At 44.9% G+C, this 17,584-nt stretch carries 13 protein-coding genes; 2 read left to right on the top strand and 11 right to left on the bottom strand.

Going from position 1 to position 17,584, the window contains the following annotated elements:
• Nucleotides 1–102: 102 nt before the first annotated feature.
• From I3X05_RS07515 to matP, 3 genes are all read right to left on the bottom strand, one after another.
• The gene (locus I3X05_RS07515) at nucleotides 103–426 is read right to left on the bottom strand and encodes a hypothetical protein (protein WP_045570343.1); all 324 of its coding nucleotides are present in this window, start codon (nucleotides 424–426) and stop codon (nucleotides 103–105) included.
• A gap of 112 nt (nucleotides 427–538) precedes the next feature.
• Nucleotides 539–850, bottom strand: coding sequence for a DUF3634 family protein (locus tag I3X05_RS07510; protein ID WP_045570344.1), 312 nt, complete (start codon nucleotides 848–850; stop codon nucleotides 539–541).
• A gap of 15 nt (nucleotides 851–865) precedes the next feature.
• Nucleotides 866–1,315, bottom strand: coding sequence for a macrodomain Ter protein MatP (gene matP / locus I3X05_RS07505; RefSeq protein WP_045570345.1), 450 nt, complete (start codon nucleotides 1,313–1,315; stop codon nucleotides 866–868).
• A gap of 187 nt (nucleotides 1,316–1,502) precedes the next feature.
• Between matP and I3X05_RS07500 the strand changes: the two genes are divergently transcribed.
• Both I3X05_RS07500 and fabA read left to right on the top strand, forming a co-directional pair.
• Entirely contained in the window at nucleotides 1,503–3,143 is a 1,641-nt protein-coding gene (locus I3X05_RS07500) for a S16 family serine protease (RefSeq protein WP_193157440.1), read from the top strand.
• Nucleotides 3,144–3,214: 71 nt separating this feature from the next.
• Nucleotides 3,215–3,733 carry a bifunctional 3-hydroxydecanoyl-ACP dehydratase/trans-2-decenoyl-ACP isomerase gene (gene fabA, locus I3X05_RS07495; protein WP_193157439.1) on the top strand — a complete coding sequence of 173 codons (519 nt, stop codon included), beginning with the start codon at nucleotides 3,215–3,217 and terminating at the stop codon, nucleotides 3,731–3,733.
• Between the two features lie 155 nt (nucleotides 3,734–3,888).
• Here fabA and rmf read toward each other — a convergent pair whose 3' ends face one another.
• From rmf to I3X05_RS07455, 8 genes are all read right to left on the bottom strand, one after another.
• Nucleotides 3,889–4,062 carry a ribosome modulation factor gene (rmf, locus tag I3X05_RS07490; protein ID WP_082069670.1) on the bottom strand — a complete coding sequence of 58 codons (174 nt, stop codon included), beginning with the start codon at nucleotides 4,060–4,062 and terminating at the stop codon, nucleotides 3,889–3,891.
• A 164-nt stretch (nucleotides 4,063–4,226) separates the two neighbouring features.
• Complete coding sequence (locus I3X05_RS07485; RefSeq protein ID WP_337971113.1) at nucleotides 4,227–5,927, bottom strand: DUF3466 family protein; 1,701 nt, start codon at nucleotides 5,925–5,927, stop codon at nucleotides 4,227–4,229.
• A 6-nt stretch (nucleotides 5,928–5,933) separates the two neighbouring features.
• Nucleotides 5,934–7,853, bottom strand: coding sequence for an ABC transporter ATP-binding protein (locus tag I3X05_RS07480; protein WP_045570348.1), 1,920 nt, complete (start codon nucleotides 7,851–7,853; stop codon nucleotides 5,934–5,936).
• Complete coding sequence (locus I3X05_RS07475; protein ID WP_039445271.1) at nucleotides 7,831–8,073, bottom strand: glutaredoxin family protein; 243 nt, start codon at nucleotides 8,071–8,073, stop codon at nucleotides 7,831–7,833. Before I3X05_RS07475 ends, I3X05_RS07480 begins: the two co-directional genes overlap by 23 nt.
• A gap of 11 nt (nucleotides 8,074–8,084) precedes the next feature.
• Nucleotides 8,085–10,208 carry a bifunctional 23S rRNA (guanine(2069)-N(7))-methyltransferase RlmK/23S rRNA (guanine(2445)-N(2))-methyltransferase RlmL gene (gene rlmKL / locus I3X05_RS07470; protein ID WP_193157436.1) on the bottom strand — a complete coding sequence of 708 codons (2,124 nt, stop codon included), beginning with the start codon at nucleotides 10,206–10,208 and terminating at the stop codon, nucleotides 8,085–8,087.
• A 474-nt stretch (nucleotides 10,209–10,682) separates the two neighbouring features.
• Nucleotides 10,683–11,225, bottom strand: coding sequence for a cell division protein ZapC (locus I3X05_RS07465; protein WP_193157434.1), 543 nt, complete (start codon nucleotides 11,223–11,225; stop codon nucleotides 10,683–10,685).
• Nucleotides 11,226–11,383: 158 nt separating this feature from the next.
• A complete protein-coding gene (pyrD, locus tag I3X05_RS07460) occupies nucleotides 11,384–12,394 on the bottom strand; it encodes a quinone-dependent dihydroorotate dehydrogenase (protein ID WP_045570351.1) in 1,011 nt (336 codons plus the stop codon).
• Between the two features lie 295 nt (nucleotides 12,395–12,689).
• Nucleotides 12,690–17,531, bottom strand: a complete 4,842-nt coding sequence (locus I3X05_RS07455; RefSeq protein ID WP_337971112.1) for an NAD-glutamate dehydrogenase — start codon at nucleotides 17,529–17,531, stop codon at nucleotides 12,690–12,692.
• Between the last annotated feature and the right edge of the window lie 53 nt (nucleotides 17,532–17,584).

Raw genomic sequence — 17,584 nt, 5'->3', positions numbered from 1 at the left:
TGATATACCTAATTTTATTACATAACCGCATCACTTGGGATTTTTATGTGATTTTAGTTCCGAATATTGTGACTGGAAGTTACAAAGAAAATAGTAACGCATTCAATGTAATGTACTTAGGTGAATCACAAGCATGCTTTCCGCGTTGCGGTAACGATAACTAGAACCTATTTTTAGAAGCGCTTTACCTGCAGAGCATACCTTTTGATCACCTATACCAGAGACTCGCTTCACGATGGCATGCTTTTCTGTGTGCTCTAGGTAAATGACTAAGTCACAGTACCCTTCGTAGGAGTGGAACTGTTTATTTACTTTAGTTTGCAATTGTTTTTTAATTTTTGCCGCAACAGGATTCCTTGCGGAATCGTCAGCAGATGATGGAAAAGCTAAACAAATCGCAAGCAAAAGTGTGACACTGTATCGCATGAGTTTTCCTTATTGAAGAAAAGTCCAACGATAGCGTGTCACTCCTTTAATTTGAATATGATTGTTTTCGCCTCTCGCGTGAGTCGAAATAACGATGAAATTGAGATGTTTGTCAGGCGTGCTTTTTCCCTTTGCTTGCTCTAAATCCCTGGTGTGGGAAGACATTTCTAATGCGCTGTTGAATTTTTTTCGGAACTTGGTCGCTAAAGACCAACTTCATTCCCGCACGTTGGCTGTAGACTTTTAGCTCACCATCAAAGGGCGTTTTCTCACCAATCTCTTGTAAATTATGGCGAAATGATGGAGGCATATTTCCTTTAACAGCATTGATATGCCCTTGCCTAAAGCTAATTTTCAAGACAGGCCTGTCGATGGCGACTAACCAAAAGATTAACACCGCTGCAATCACGATAACATAAAGCATAACGCCCTCCTTGGTTTAGTCTGATAGCAGTTTACTTAAGTCTTCTTTTAAGCTGGTAACCGCAGCACTGGCTTTCTCGCTGCGCGAAGCTTCACTCAGCAAATATTCAATCGCATCAGATAAAGTGCATCCCAATTCATTTGCACGAAATGAAAGCTTCTCCCACACGCGATAATCGAGATCTATCGACTTTTTCTTTGTGTGAATCTGTTCTGCGTTGAAATGACGTTTACGTTTGGCACGAATGGCCTGCTTAAGCTTTTTATCTAGATCGAGAGCCATATGACGTTCAATCCACTCTATTACTTGCGTAGGTTGATGCTCAAACCTTCGAAGCTCAGCCACTGCGGCATCCGCTTCACTCAAATCGATGTGACGGGTAATCGCTTCTCCATCCTTCCATTTATTAACTAGATATTGCCACTTCCAGCCACATTCTAAATTCTCTAACTGTTGATATTTCATCTCTTCCATCCCAGCACGTTTGTAGTGACAGCGTAACTCAAGCCACGTCAGTTCTCAAGCTAGAGAAGATGCCAAGTAGAGTCAGATCAACCTTTTTCTTTATCGTCGGCATGCTCGTGGCAATTTACCTGCAGAATTTCATGATTCTGATATACTCCGCTGCAATTCCCGTTGATAAAGAATGTAGATGAACCAAGTTAACTGGCAACTCGTAACGCCTCAATTCGACCATTTTCGCCATGTCCTTTCCGAGCTCCACAACATTGAGCAGACAGACTACTTAGAGCTGCAACCCAGAGCCGCTTCGGCACTTGAAGCCTTTACGATTTCCTCTGGAATGCATCGCTTCTTACTTATCAACTGTGGCGACAATTCTGTATTCAGAGGTCTTATCAAAGAAGCGCTACAAGAAACGATATCTAATCATAACGTGTTATCGACCGAATCCTTGGCGATAGATCAATTGTTTGATACTTATAGGCTCGATAAAAACGGACAAATAGAGATGTTAACGGGCCAACTCTCACAAGTAGAAAACGGCATTCTGATTGTTTCTGCCAATTTGATTCTAACTAATCCGCTGCTTTGGCCAAAAATCAAAGCAGCGATGCTTGGTGAGCCAGTTTTACCGAAACCGTTAAAAGCCGAATGGTTTTCCCCACAAGTTGAACCTGTTGTTTATCAAAGCAAAATGGTGATCACTGGTGACAGAAACCAACTAGCAGAGCTGGACTATCTTGATGAAGATCTGCTTTCTTTGCTTTCAATGTACACTGAGTTGGAGGAAGATTTTCATCTTGATGATGACAACCTTACTCCTTACATCGGCTATTTAAAGTGGTTATGCAATAGATATGAGTTACCCTCTTTTGATCAAGATGCACTTTTACGTTTGCTTACAGCCGGTGTGAGAGAGACGGAAGATCAACATTACCTGCCCCTGTCTCCACTTTGGCTACGCAACATACTTTCTCTTGCGGCAATTGAATCGGATAACTACCTCATAACTGGGGAAAATATGGATCGAGCGATTGAAGAGAAGCAGTTTAGAGAATCCTATCTTCCTCATCGTGCTATTGATGATATTCTTGATGGACAGGTGATTATTGAAACCACGGGCGAGCAGATCGGACAGATTAATGGGCTAACCGTTATTGATGTTACAGGGCACCCCGTTTCTTACGGCGAGCCGGCACGTATTTCATGCGTTATACATTTTGGCGATGGTGATGTTTCTGATGTCGAACGTAAAGCGGAACTTGGAGGCAATCTACACGCCAAAGGCATGATGATCATGCAAGCGTTTTTAGGTAGTGCGCTGCGACTTGACGAACCATTACCCTACTCCGCTTCGATTGTATTTGAGCAGTCCTACAGTGAAGTCGATGGTGACAGTGCCTCTCTAGCTGAACTCTGTTGTTTGGTAAGCGCACTTTCCGAGCAGCCAATTGACCAGCAAATCGCAGTCACAGGAGCGGTAGACCAGTTTGGTCGCGTTCAAGCTGTTGGCGGACTGAATGAAAAAATTGAAGGCTTCTACCAAGTTTGTAAACATCAAGGTTTTACAGGTGAACAAGGCGTTATTCTTCCAGAAACGAACTTAAAACATCTTGCATTGCATAAAGAGGTCGTTGAGAGCATTAAAGCGGAAGAATTTCATATTTGGGCTGTATCTTCTATTGATGAAGTTATTCCGCTGATTATGGGAAAACCATTTCGTGGCGAAGAAGACAGTGTGCTAAGTATGATTGCTGAGCGCATTGAGAATTTTGCTAAACATGACCATCCTCAAGGCGTTGTTGAACGTATTAAAAACTGGTTTGTCTAGTACTCATCGGAGTTGTTTAGCGTACACGCGTTCACTAAGATGCCTTGGTCAAAAATTGGAGTATACAGACAATGCAAAACAAACGTGAATCATATACCCGAGAAGATCTGTTGGCATCTAGCCAGGGCGAGCTTTTTGGTCCTGGTTATCCGCAGCTCCCTGCACCAAATATGCTTATGATGGACCGCGTGACCAAAATGTCAGAGACAGAGGGCGATTTTGGCAAAGGTCTTATCTTAGCTGAGTTGGACATCAAACCGGATTTATGGTTCTTTGATTGCCACTTTCCTGGTGACCCTGTAATGCCAGGCTGCTTAGGTTTGGACGCAATGTGGCAACTTGTTGGCTTCTTTCTTGGTTGGGTTGGTGGCCAAGGTAAAGGCCGTGCATTGGGTGTGGGTGAAGTGAAGTTTACCGGGCAAATCCTGCCAACAGCTAAAAAAGTCACTTACGAAATTCATATGAAGCGTGTCGTAAACCGCAAATTGGTCATGGGCTTAGCTGATGGCCGTGTTCTTGTTGATGGCAAAGAAATTTATGTCGCAAAAAATCTGAAAGTCGGTTTGTTCCAAGATACCTCTGCATTTTAGTTTCACTGATTTTGTAGCGGCCCTATTTTGGGCTGCTTATTTTGGTATCAAATCATTTAGTTATAGTGCGCCAAATTGATATTTATTATCAGCAAAAGAAAAGGCTCACTAACAAGTGAGCCTCTCTTACAAATCCTTCTAGTTGTATGTGGACATCATTTATAGAGACCAGAGTGTTTGTCACTTCTGGCATCACGCCAACCACCTAACCAATACGAGCGAGCATCCATCTGCTGATAAGGACACTCCTCCTGAGACCTACCGTTTAAGCCAGCCTTGTAGCCTTGGGATTGTGCTCGATCTAGGCGATCACGCTTTTGTCTCTTCATAATTTTTACCTCATACGGTCCATTATATCTAACGTACTACTATGAAAGTTTGATGGAGTTTTTATGACTCCACAATTAAGAATCGATCACTTACGAACATTTCTCAAGGTATAAAAAAAGCACAGAGTCAAAAATGTGAGCCTGTGCTTAGTTTAAAAATCAGTCTATTTTCTGCGGAAACCAAAAAATGCCAACAATGTCAAAGAAAGCCAACCAAGGCCAGCACCTTTGCGCTCTGCCGCCGCTTTATCGACAGGTCTCGCTTCGATGTCTGCTGATGTCGCACCAGCAATTGGAACTAATTTTACGGCCACAATCGTTTCATCTTTGCTGCCACCACCACAGTAAGCGTTGTGTGACGCAGAATCATAACCTCCATCACACTTAATCGCAGTAGCAGAAATCACGCCCGCATCATTAATATCCGATGCATCCACAATTCTATATTGATTATTGCTAGTCGGCGCATTACTGCCATTGGTGAGATCATCCAAAAACCACGCTTTGTCGTTGAAGATAGCACGTCGCTCTTGATTCGCTCCTGCTCCACCATATGGAAAGATAAAACCGCGCTTTCTCCGCTCTTTACCATCAATTTCACGGGTGTCTTCAGCATCGACTTGACCAACAATCTCGTTGTAATTATTGATCCCGCCCATTTTGCCACCAGCACCTGAGAAGAATAGGTTATCCAACGAAGTTAAAAAGGTCGCCGAAATAGAGTCTGCTGTGACATCTTCGATTAAAAACAATCGATTAGCCGCCGCTCCTTCTGAGGGTTTTGAACCAGAGCGCTTGGCATCACCGACAGCGACAAATTTGCCATTGACATTGGTCACAACAGAATTGCTATGAATAATGTCGCTACCAATTTTCATCTGTGCGCCACTCACCACTTTCGTTTCCCAAGTCGTTTTATCAAAAGCGCTATCATCGATAGTTCCTACAAAGACACTGGCATTGAGGTAGTTGTCATCAGAAAAGGTGTTGTAACCCACCCCGTAGATGGTTTTACCGTCACCTGAAAGGGCAAAATCTCTCATGCTACCTTGCGCGAGACGGTTTCCATCTCTATCCCCACCTTGAGGCCAAGCAATTTGGCTAACATGGCCATTTTTGTCCCAAATTGCTGCTTTGGAAGTGTGGTGAGAACCATAGTCATTCGTCGCAGATGTGGCAATACTTCCGGCAGTGTAGGAGCCGTCTGCTTTCCAAGCGCGAGACTGATAGAAATCCCCATTTGGTGCAACAGGAGCAACGACGGTATTGCGAGTTTCTAGAGCCGTTTGATCCGCTTTTACCACACTCTGATTGCCTACTGGTAAGCCAGCTTCAGTCAAGCTATTGATAACGTTATTGTATTTATTATTGTAAGCATTAGGAGCCCCTTCAACAAAGGCTAGCGCGTTCGATGTATAGTCTTTACTCAGCTCTTTTGACCATGGCGCCCAGTGAACAGAAGCCCAGGTATCACAAGTTGAGTAACGTAATTCGCGAAAACAATACGTTCTGAAATCATCGTAATCTTGGATATAACTGAACGCAGGATCCATGGCAAATGGCACTTCTTCACGATAACTAACCCCATCGACAGATATTCTCGTCTCCAAAGCCAGTTTAAACTGCTCATCACCACAAGCGGCAGCATTGTCAAAGCAGCCTTTATCAAACGGTAGCGTTTTTCCACTATCCTGATAGACGTTTCCAGCTTGAATGGCAACACCATAGGCTTCGTTGTACTCAGAAGTGCTGCCATTTTGGGCTGGGTCAACTTCCACAACTTTGTATAGCGCGGCGTTGGCCTGCATTGCACTACCCACCAGCAGTGCCACGGTCGTCATTTTGAATTTCATACTGCAATTCATTGGTTTTTAACTATCCTGTTGCATTGCTTCGAGCTCTTCCCATCTCTCGAAAGCGATTTCTAATTCCTGCTCCAAAGCGGTTAACTTATCGAGTACTGGTTGCGTTTTCTCTACAGGCTGCGAGAAGAAATCGGCAGAGTTGACCTTCTCTTGCAAGGCTTCAATGTCGGTCTCGAGCTGTTCCAATCGAGCAGGTAGCGCTTCCAACTCTCTCTGGAGCTTATACGATAACTTCTTCGAGGTGTTCTTTACTGGCGCTGTTTTGGGAGAATCCTCAACCACTTTCGTTTTAGGAGATTGTTTTGTCTCAATTTCCCTTGCTAAGATCGCCTGAGAACGCTGTTGCTGCGCGTCGTGATAACCGCCGACAAACTCTTCAATCCGTCCTTCACCCTCAAAGATCCAACTTGTGGTTACGGTGTTATCGACAAATTGTCGATCGTGGCTAACCAAAAGCAATGTACCCTGATAATTGGCAAGTAATTCTTCCAAAAGTTCCAACGTTTCAATATCTAAATCATTGGTCGGTTCATCAAGAATCAATAAGTTGTTGGGTTTAAGGAAAATACGCGCGAGCAAGAGCCGGTTTTTCTCACCGCCAGAGAGTGCTTTGACGGGGGTTCTGGCACGCTTGGGCGAAAAGAGAAAATCTTGCAAATAACTCAATGCATGTCTATCACGCCCACCAACCGTCACTTCCTGTTTACCATCGGCCAGATTGTCTATAACGGTTTTTTCTGGATCTAAAATCTCGCGGTACTGGTCAAAGTAAGCAACTTCAAGCTTAGTACCACAATGAAGTAGCCCTGATTCTGGAAACAATTGGCCAAGCAACAATTTTAGTACTGTACTTTTGCCGCACCCATTGGGACCAATCAATGCGATGCGATCACCACGCATGATATTGAAGCTAAAATCATCAACGATTGTCTTGCCATCAAAGGCAAAATGGAGGTTTTTCGCCTCAAAGACGATCTTACCCGATCGCGACGCATCATCAATTTGGATCTTCGCTTTACCTTGCACTTCCACACGGCTTTGGCGCTCTTCACGCAGTTTTTTTAATGCGCGAACACGTCCTTCGTTACGGGTTCTGCGTGCCTTAATTCCTTGACGAATCCAAACTTCTTCTTGGGCGAGTTTCTTGTCGAATTCTGCATTCTGCATCTCTTCAACACGAAGCATCTCTTCTTTTTCTACCAAGTAATTTTCGTAGTCACCCGGGAAAGAGGCGAGCTTACCACGGTCAAGATCGACAATACGTGTCGCCATCGCCTTGATAAAGGCACGGTCGTGAGAGATAAAGATGATGGAACCACGGAAATCTTTTAAAAACGTTTCTAACCATTCGATCGTCGTGACATCTAAATGGTTAGTCGGTTCATCCAGCAGCAAGACATCTGGATCGCAAACCAATGCTTTGGCCAGAGCCGCTTTACGCTGCCAACCACCGGACAAATCGGTCAGCTTAGTCTCTGCGTTAAGCTGAAGTGCCGCCAAAACGTGGCTCACTCGATCGTCAAAACGCCAGGCATTCGCGTGATCCAGTTGTTCTTGCACTCTGGCAAGCTGGTTTATATTTTTCTCACTTGGGTCAACCGCAACAAGATCCAAAAGATCATGGTAGATCTTTAACTGCTGACCGATTTCTGCCAACCCACCAGCAACATAATCATAAACCGTTCCCGATTCATTTCTTGGCGGATCTTGCTCTAGACGCGATACCACCACATCTTGCGTGATCTGAAACTTGCCGTCGTCCATTTGGATTTCACCAGCAAGCACCTTCATTAAGGTCGATTTACCTGCTCCATTACGGCCAACTAAACAGACTCTCTCATTTTCTTGTAAGGCAAAATCCGCTTTATCGAGCAGAGGATGGTCACCAAATGCCAGTTGACCATTATGAATGGTAAGTAATGCCATTATCTTCCAACCATTGAGTTAATTCTTTGAGATCAAAAGGCCAGTTTATTTCGGCCCCTTGGTAATGCAATACAGGGATAGTGACACCGTAACGAGAAAACAACCCATCATCGAAAGCAATGTCGATAATCTCGAGTTTATCCCCTATTCCTGCTTGATTTGCGAGTTCAAGGGCCATCTCACAGAGATGGCAGCCTTGTGTGCTGTAGAGTATCACCAATGCATTCACCATTAGTTCTGATGCGTTACCAACCAGCAGTTATGGATCTGTTTGTTCCGTTCAAAATCGAGTGGTAACGTCTGTGAAGAAATATTTTGAGCGTTCAAACCTAGTTCTAGAAGCGATTCCAAGTCCATTTTGAAGTGACGCTTATTATTGGAGAAAACAACCGTTCCTCCCGGTCTGAGCAGACGATTTAGGTTTTTCATCAGTTTGATGTGATCACGTTGTACATCGAAAGAAGCTTCCATCCGTTTCGAATTGGAAAATGTTGGTGGGTCAATAAAAATGAGGTCGTATTGTCCCTGTGCGTTCTCTAACCACTGTAGACAGTCGGCTTGCTCAAACTTATGTTGATTGCCTACGCAGCCGTTTAACGCCATGTTGTCTTTTGCCCATTGTAGATAGGTTTTGGACATATCGACGGTCGTCGTAGAACGAGCACCACCTTTGGCTGCATGTACCGTCGCACTCCCTGTATAAGCAAACAGATTCAAGAAATCCTTGCCCTGAGCCATTTCACCAAGACGGCGGCGAGTGATCTTGTGATCAAGAAACAAACCCGTATCTAGGTAATCGTAGAGATTCACAATGAGCTTAACGCCATACTCGTTGACTTCCATCGTCTGTGCGACTTGAGCCATTTTCTGGTATTGATTGCGTCCTTTTTGTTTTTCACGCACCTTAAGCACGACTTTGTTCGCTTCAATGCCCGTCACCTGTATAGTGGCACGAATAATATCCGTCAGACGACGTTTCGCTTTTTCCTCTGGAATGTCTTTAGGCGCCGCATACTCCTGAATCACAATATGATCGAGATAGATATCAATCGCCACATTGTATTCAGGAAGATCAGCGTCATAGATACGATAGCAATCCAGTTGTTCTTTCTTTGCCCACTTGCCCACTTTGCCGATATTCTTCTTCAATCGATTGGCAAAATCAGGGGCAATGGAAAGTGGTGTATCGGCGCCTTCAATCTGTTCGGCGCTTCTTTGCGCTATGGTGTAGTTCTTTTGGTGACAAGGTAATGCACCGTTGTTCAATCTAAACTGCTTATCAGCACGCATACGCAGGCAGCTTAATAGCTCATCTGAACTCGAGAAGATGGAGGCAGTACAACCGCCAAACTCAGACTTAAGCTGTCCACCAAACGCGGTGTAAAGTGCAATTAAGCCTGGCTCTGTACCCAAACGCTCACCATATGGAGGGTTAGATACAATCACGCCATGGTCGAAACCTTGCGGACGTAACAGTGTTGCCGCATCACCCAATTTAAATTCAATCAGCTCAGCCACACCTGCACGTCGCGCGTTTTCACGTGCAATGCCAAGGACTTTTTCATCGTTATCAAAGCCATAAAACTTTGCGTCAACTTTTTTGACACCACGTCGAGCGGTGACACTCGCCTCTGATTTTATCTGTGCCCACACTTCAGGTTCAAAATCTTCTAAGCACTCAAACACCCATTTCTCACGCTTTACACCTGGAGCCATGTTCGCAGCCATCATTGCCGCTTCAATTAACAAGGTTCCTGAACCACACATGGGATCGATGAGTGGTTGAGTTGGGTTCCAGCCAGAACGAAGGATGATTGCAGCAGCCAGTGTTTCACGCAGTGGCGCTTTTCCCGAAGCTGGACGGTAGCCGCGTTGATGTAATCCGCTACCGACCATATCAATACCCAGAATGGCTTTATCTTTGTGTAGCCTCACGTGCAAACGCACGTCTGGTCTTTCTTTGCTAATACTCGGGCGAGGCAATCCTTTCTTCTCAAAACAGTCCACCACACCATCTTTCACTTTCATCGCACCATACTGGCTGTTTCTTATTTCACGGTTGGTTCCGTTGAAATCAACAATGAACTTTTTCGTGCTGTGGAACTGATTTACCCAGTTAATCGCGACGGTTGCCAGATAAAGATCCATATCATCCTGACAGGTAAACTCAGAAAGGATTCTTACGAAACGAGAAGCTAGACGGCTCCACAAACAGCAACGATAAATCTGCTCATTTGAAGCAGAAAATTTCACCCCTGCCTGTACGGGTTTGGCGTCTGTGATCCCTAGATTCGTCAGTTCTTCAGCAAGAAGGTTTTCTAACCCATTTGAGGTAACAGCAAGATATTGGTTCATAGCGTTCTTTAGCAATTAAAAATGGTGCTGATTATACCTGATATTCTTTTCAATGCCTCGTATTTCAAAGGTTTTCTCCTCCACTGACTCAGGTGGCAAACAACTGCTCAACTTCTAAGCGGTCATTCTCTTTCAAATGTTATGGCTCAGGTCACTGTCAACATCATCTCTTATCCAGATTAATTGGCCCACAAGCAAAGTGAATACTTATTTACGTCCATTCTGGTATACACCAAAATAATTCTGGTTGTGTAATTTACTTACCGAAAGAGCAAAACAAGGAATAATTGATGATTATTCGACCTAGGCAGGCCTACTTAGGGAGGTTAAACGAGAAGAAAAAATTGGCTCGAAATCACACAGTAGAATTTAGGAACAAGAGAGATTTGTCATTTCGACGTAACTGAGGGGCAAAAAAAATCGACCTTATAGGTCGATAAATGCAAACAATAGGAACGAAAATAAAGGAAATTTTTATCCAACAAGAGCCATGGGAAGGCATAAATCGGCTTGATTTGGAACGCTCATTCGATCGTGCATGACTTTAATTGCTTCACCGTAGGCCAATGACTTTTCAGCCGTTAATAAGAAGCCCGTCAGTTGTACTGAGCACACCAAACTTGCGTGGTCCCCCGCTTCTAGAACAATAAACAGCCCTCGATTAAAGCTATTTGACAGTAACACCAGCTCTCCTTCTGCTGGTTGATGCTCTGTGCCACTTGCATCAAAGAACCAGCTCTTAGGTTGAACGGGTTTGTGAAACCGCTTTGCCGCCACACAATACAGCGTAAGTTCATCCTTGCGGTATTCATTGAGCTCTAGATAAGCGAGACCTTCTTTGAAGGTTTGAAATGAACTGGCATCGTCTACCGTGAATTCATTTTGCGAAAATGCACAATCTACAAGATGTTTCTTGGTCAGGTTTGTTTGGAAGACGTAGGTATCCCCCAAATCAAGCATCAAACAAGCCGAAGACTTGTCGAAATACCATTTCCATTTATCACTTGGTTTAAGCATTATTCCATTCTCACGTTAGCTCAGAATTAAGGAGGTAAACGCTTAATTACCTTCCAGTACTTTTGATTCTACAAACCAACAGACAAAAAAAAAGAGGAAACACGTTCCTCTTTTTTTCGTAATAAGGCTTGATTTGTCAGTAGCTTATCGCTTGTAAGTTACAGATTTTTAACAATATCGCGTACCAGACCCGGTCCATGATAAATAAAGCCAGAATAAACCTGAACCAGATTCGCCCCCGCCATCATTTTCTCTTTTGCGGCGACAAATGAATCAATACCACCAACACCGATGATGGGAATGTCACCCTGTAACTCCTGATGAAGTAGACGGACAACTTCGGTACTGCGTGATTGTAGCGGACGGCCACTTAGCCCACCCGCTTCATTGGCGTACTTCATTCCTTCCACAATACTGCGATCAAGAGTGGTGTTGGTGGCGATCACGCCATCGATCTTATTTTTGATCAACGATTGGCAAATTTGCTTAATTTCTTGATCAGTAAGATCTGGCGCGATCTTCAGTGTAAGCGGAACATACTTTTTGTACTTTTCTGTTAGCTCTTCTTGTTTGCGTTTCAATGCGGACAAAAGTTCATCCAACGCTTCACCATATTGTAGAGAGCGCAATCCTGGCGTATTAGGTGATGAAATATTCACCGCAATATAGCCAGCGTATTCGTACACTTTATCCATACAGATGAGGTAATCCTCCACCCCTTTCTCAATCGGCGTATCTTTATTTTTGCCAATATTGATCCCAAGGATACAGCTGTATTTGGCTTTTTTTACATTCTCAATCAGGGAATCAACGCCTTCATTATTGAAGCCCATACGATTGATAATGCCCTCGGCATTAACTAGACGAAACAAGCGTGGCTTGTCATTTCCAGGCTGAGGTCGTGGCGTCACGGTACCGACTTCGACAAATCCAAACCCCATAGCGTCAAACGCTTCAATGCATTCCCCATTTTTATCGAGCCCCGCGGCCAAGCCGACAGGATTACGGAACGTTAATCCCATACACTCAACAGGACGATGTGGAAGTTGTTGGCGGTAGAATAGATCGAGAGGTGTACCGGTGAAACGTTTGAAATTTTGAATGGCAAGGTCATGCGCCTTTTCGGCATCCAATTGAAAAAAGCCAGCTCTGGCTAGACGGTAAAGCATTGTGCCTCCGAAAGAAAAAAGCCCCGTGTAAACGGGGTGGTATTATTTACTTAAAATTGGCGCAATTCAAACAAAATACAGCGATTATTGATAAATGCAGCCATCTTTTACTTAATACCTTTAATTATCAGTATCTTATAGTTAAGAACAATGTAGGTACATATGGAAAGATAACAAAGCAATCGTTTGAGTGAATACAAAAAGAGACACCGTAACGTGCAAATGGTCACTTTATAATCTCAGAGTAATAAAAAAGCCCCTTTCGGGGCTTTAAACTTATCTAACTGGCAAAAACCTAATCATTTGCACTGCAATTGAGGTTGAGTAATACCAATTCACGCAGAGCAACTGAGAATTTAGCAAATTCATGAACACTACCCACCTTGAACTCATTCAAAATGCTTTCCCAGCGGTGAAGCGAAGTTTCGTTGCGTTCCATCCATTCGTCCAGCGCTTCGATCACATCAAAGTCGCCGTCAGAACTACGGCAGTTAAGCACTTGCGCGGTTAACAAACGTTGCTGCCAATCTAAATCTTCACGGAACGCCGCTCGTGCCAATGCTTGCCAGTTGTTGTCAACCGCCTGGCTGTTGATCTGCTTGAGGAACCAATGCAGTGAAAGGCGATCACCCAGATTAAAATACAACTTCGATGCTTGCTCGACGGTTTTGCTCTTCTCTCTAGCGACCGCAGAAATATCCAAAGCCGATTGCAAACTAGAAAGACGTGACACTCTGTTGGCCAAGCTCGCGTCTACCCCACGCTCAATCCAAGAACGCGCCAGCTCTTCATGCTCTTCCACTTCGGCTGAGACCAACATCTCATCTAAGCTGCGAGTGATCACATCCACATCAGCGCGGTAACGTTCAATCAACTCGCTTACATTGTTCTTGCCACTGCGATTACGCAGCAACCAGCGAGCAACACGACGCAGCATGCGACGCACATTAAACATAATTTCGTACTGTGCATCCGCGGAAGCGACGTTATCGAGATCGCGGGTTTTCTCCAAAATGTCACCAAGATCGTAGATTTCTCTTGCAGCGCTGTATGCATTAGCAATGTCAACAACGGTTGCTCCTGTCTCTTCCTGCAATCGCGTAACGAAATTACATCCCATTTCGTTCACCATTTGGTTTGCAAGGGATGTTGCAATGATCTCTGCACGAAGCGGATGAGACGACATCTGCTGCGCATACTTATTACGTAGCTCACTTGGGAAATACGCGACAAGCTGCTTGGCATGGAACTCGTCGTTGGCGATATCATCGTTAGCCAATTGTTCTTTCAGCACCATTTTGCCGTAAGCAACCAGCACGGCAAGCTCTGGGCGAGTTAGTCCACGTCCGGTTTTTTCTCGTTCCAGTAGCGTTTCGTCATCTGGAATACTTTCCAGCGCGCGATCAAGATAGCCCGCTTTCTCCATGGTGTGAATAAAGCGAATTTGCTCTTTGACAACACTGACGCCTTGTTGCTCAGTCACAGAAATAGACTCGGATTGACGGTAAGCATCATCAAGAACGATCTCGCCAACTTCCTCTTCCATGGATTCCAAGATGGCGTTGCGCTGTTTGATCGTCATATCGCCATTGGACACCAAGCCGTTAAGGAAGATCTTGATGTTCACTTCGTTATCAGAACAGTCTACACCACCGACGTTATCGACAAAGTCAGTGTTAACCCGGCCGCCGTTCAGTGCATACTCAATGCGACCTTTCTGCGTCATACCCAAGTTGCCACCTTCACCGACGATACGAGCTTGTAGATCACGTCCATCAATACGCAGCACATCGTTAGCACGGTCACCGACATCCGTATGCGTTTCTGTCGAAGCTTTGACATACGTACCGATGCCACCATTCCATAGCAGATCAACTTCCATTTTCAGGATCATTTTGATCAACTCGTTCGGTGCCAAAGAGGCTTTCTTCGTAGACAGCATCTTCTGAATTTCTGGCGTCAGTGCAATCGACTTAGCGCGACGAGAGAAAACACCGCCACCTTTAGAAATCAGCTTAGCGTTATAATCTTCCCAGCTCGAGCGAGGCAAGTTGAATAAACGGTTACGCTCTTCCCAACTCGTTGCTGAATCTGGATTTGGGTCAATGAAAATGTGCAGGTGGTTAAACGCGGCCAGCAAGCGGATGTGCTTGGAGAGCAGCATACCATTACCAAATACGTCACCCGCCATATCGCCAATTCCGACTGCGGTAAAGTCTGTGGTCTGACAGTCAATGCCCATTTCACGGAAGTGGCGTTTCACCGACTCCCAACCACCTTTCGCGGTGATCCCCATCGCCTTGTGGTCGTAGCCGTTTGAGCCACCGGATGCAAACGCATCACCCAGCCAGAAGTTGTACTCTGCTGATACTGAGTTCGCCAAATCAGAGAATGTCGCCGTCCCTTTATCCGCCGCGACAACCAAGTAAGGGTCGTCTTCGTCATGTCGCACCACATTTTTCGGTGGAACCACTTCCCCTTCGATAATGTTATCGGACACATCCAAGAGCGCGCGGATAAACTGTTTGTAGCAACGTTGACCTTCGGCAAATATTTCATCACGAGTGGTCATACTAGGCTGACGTTTACAAACAAAGCCACCTTTCGCGCCCACGGGCACAATCACGGTATTCTTAACTTGCTGCGCTTTAACCAGACCCAAGATTTCAGTACGGAAATCTTCTTGACGATCAGACCAACGTAAACCGCCACGAGCGACTTTGCCACCACGCAAGTGAACACCTTCGATATCCGGTGCGTAAACAAAGATCTCAAACGCTGGGACAGGTTGTGGGATCTCTGGGATCTCGCTTGGCTTCATCTTCAGAGATAACCAAGGTTTCGGCTGTTTCTTGTCGTCTACTTGGTAATAGTTGGTGCGAAGCGTGGCTAAGATCATTTCCATGTAGCGACGAATGATACGATCATCATCCAAGCTCTCAACATGATCCAATTGTTCCGTCATCGTTTTGATGAGATCTTCTTGGCCTTTCTCCGAGCCTTTGTATTTCGGATCAAAACGCTTAACAAACAGCTCCACCAGCGCTTTGGCCAAATCTGGGTAATGGCTTAAGGTATCTTCGATATATTGCTGACTAAATGGGAAGCCCACTTGACGCATATAGCGTGCATAAGCACGAAGGATGGAAATTTCCCGGCCAGTGAGGGACGCACCGAGCACCAAACGGTTGAAGCCATCGCTCTCCAGCTCACCTGCCCAAATCGCGGCGAATGCTTGTTGGAAACGATCGCGTGCTTCACGCAGATCCACCACTTTGTCGCTCTTATGCAGCATGGAGAAATCAAGGATCCAGAATGTCTGACCATTGGTTTTGTGGATCTCATACGGGGATTCGCCGATCACCCGTAGACCTAAATTTTCGAGCATTGGCATCACATCAGATAGATGGATCGGCTCGTCACGATGATACAGTTTCAGACGTACCGCTTTAGAATCCGCCGCTAACTCTTGTGGGCGATAAAACAGCATCCCTAATTTATGTTCATCACTGAGTGATTCCAAACGCTCAATATCGTCCACTGCGCTACCTGGCATCATGGCTTCTTTATAAGAACGCGGGAACGCCTTCATATACTCTTTTGATAGTGGTAAGCCTTTGCTTTCGCCAAAGTTAGCAATGATGGAGTCTTTGAGGCGATCATCCCAAGATGAGGATACTTCCATTAGGTTTTGCTCGATATTCTTTACGTCTACGTCGATGTTGTTGTTGTCTACCCGAACAATGTAGTGAGTGCGCGCCAGAGGGCTTTCGGAGAAGAATGTGGTGAACTCCACTTCTTGCTCGCCGCCAAAATATTGCTTCAGGATGCGCTGGGTCTGACGACGAAGTTCGGTGTTGTAACGATCTTTGGTCACGTAGACCATGGCGCTAAAAAAACGGCCAAACGGGTCTTTACGCACGAAAAGACGCAGAAGATCTCGGTCGTGCATTTGCACCACGCCCATGCCAACTTCAAGAAGCTCTTCTTCGGTTGCTTGGATTAGTTCATCACGCGGGTAGTTTTCTAGAATATTGTGCAGTGCTTTGTAGGAATACGAACCGTGACGGTAACGGCTCGCTTCAAGAATGCGACCAACTTTCTCACGAATCAGTGGGATAGAAGAAACGGCTTGGTTGTAAACGGCGGAAGTGTAAAGCCCAGTAAAGCGATGTTCACCAATAACTTTGCCGTTTTCATCAAATTTCTTAATGCCGATATAATCGTTGTAAGCAGGTCGGTGAATTCTTGAAGGCTTGTTGCCTTTGGTAATAATCAGCGCGTAAGGTTTTTTCGCTTCTAGACGAGCAGAATCGGAAAGCTCAGACAGCTTCACGCCGCGAACTCGTTTCTCGTCTGCAAATAGGCCAAGGCCCTTTTCTGCCGTTGGCAGTAATTCGCTGTCGCCATCGACATTGCTCAGGTCATATTCCTTATAACCCATGAACGTGAAGTTGTGGTCCCCTAACCAACGAAGAAAGGCAATGCTTTCATCGAAGCGTTCATCGTTCACGGCAATAACCGATTTCTGTTTTTCTAGCTGTGTTGTTACTTCTTTGAGACGTTCAACCATTGATTGCCAAGCGTTCACCACCAAGCGAGTGTCCGAAAGCACATCGAGCAGTTCTTGCTTTAGCGTCTGCATCTCTTCTTTCTTGCTCAGACGATCCACTTCGATATGGAACAGTGACTGAAGCACGCCGCCTTTACCATTGACCTCAGTCACCACGCCTTTACTATCACGTGTGATTTGCGTTGGGTTGTTGAGCATCAAATGACAAGAAAGATCTAAACGACTCAAGGTCATTTTGATGGAATCGACCAAAAAAGGACTGTCTGGAATAACGACTTCAACAATAGTGTGGGTAGATTGCCAACCTTGGCGACTCACTGTTGGGTTAAACACCCTGACAGAGATCTCTTCCGGTTTTTTCTCATTGATATGATGCCAGAGGCTAACAACAGCGCCATAAAGATCCGATTCGTTACGCTGAATCAAATCGTCGTTGGACATATTACTAAATAAGTGTTGAGCTAATTTAGTGACTAAAGGCTGGTGAGATAGCTCGAGTTTGTCCTGAATCAGTTGATACACTTTTTCAAGCAGAACCGGCACTACATTTTCACGCGCGGTCATATTCACACTCCACATTAGAATAGTTTTTTTGTAGGGGACACTTAGCATTAAAT

The organism is Vibrio navarrensis, from assembly GCF_015767675.1.
Lineage (GTDB): Bacteria > Pseudomonadota > Gammaproteobacteria > Enterobacterales > Vibrionaceae > Vibrio.
The sequence above is the reverse complement of the archived record's forward strand: the minus strand, read 5'-3'. Positions and strand labels throughout refer to the sequence as shown.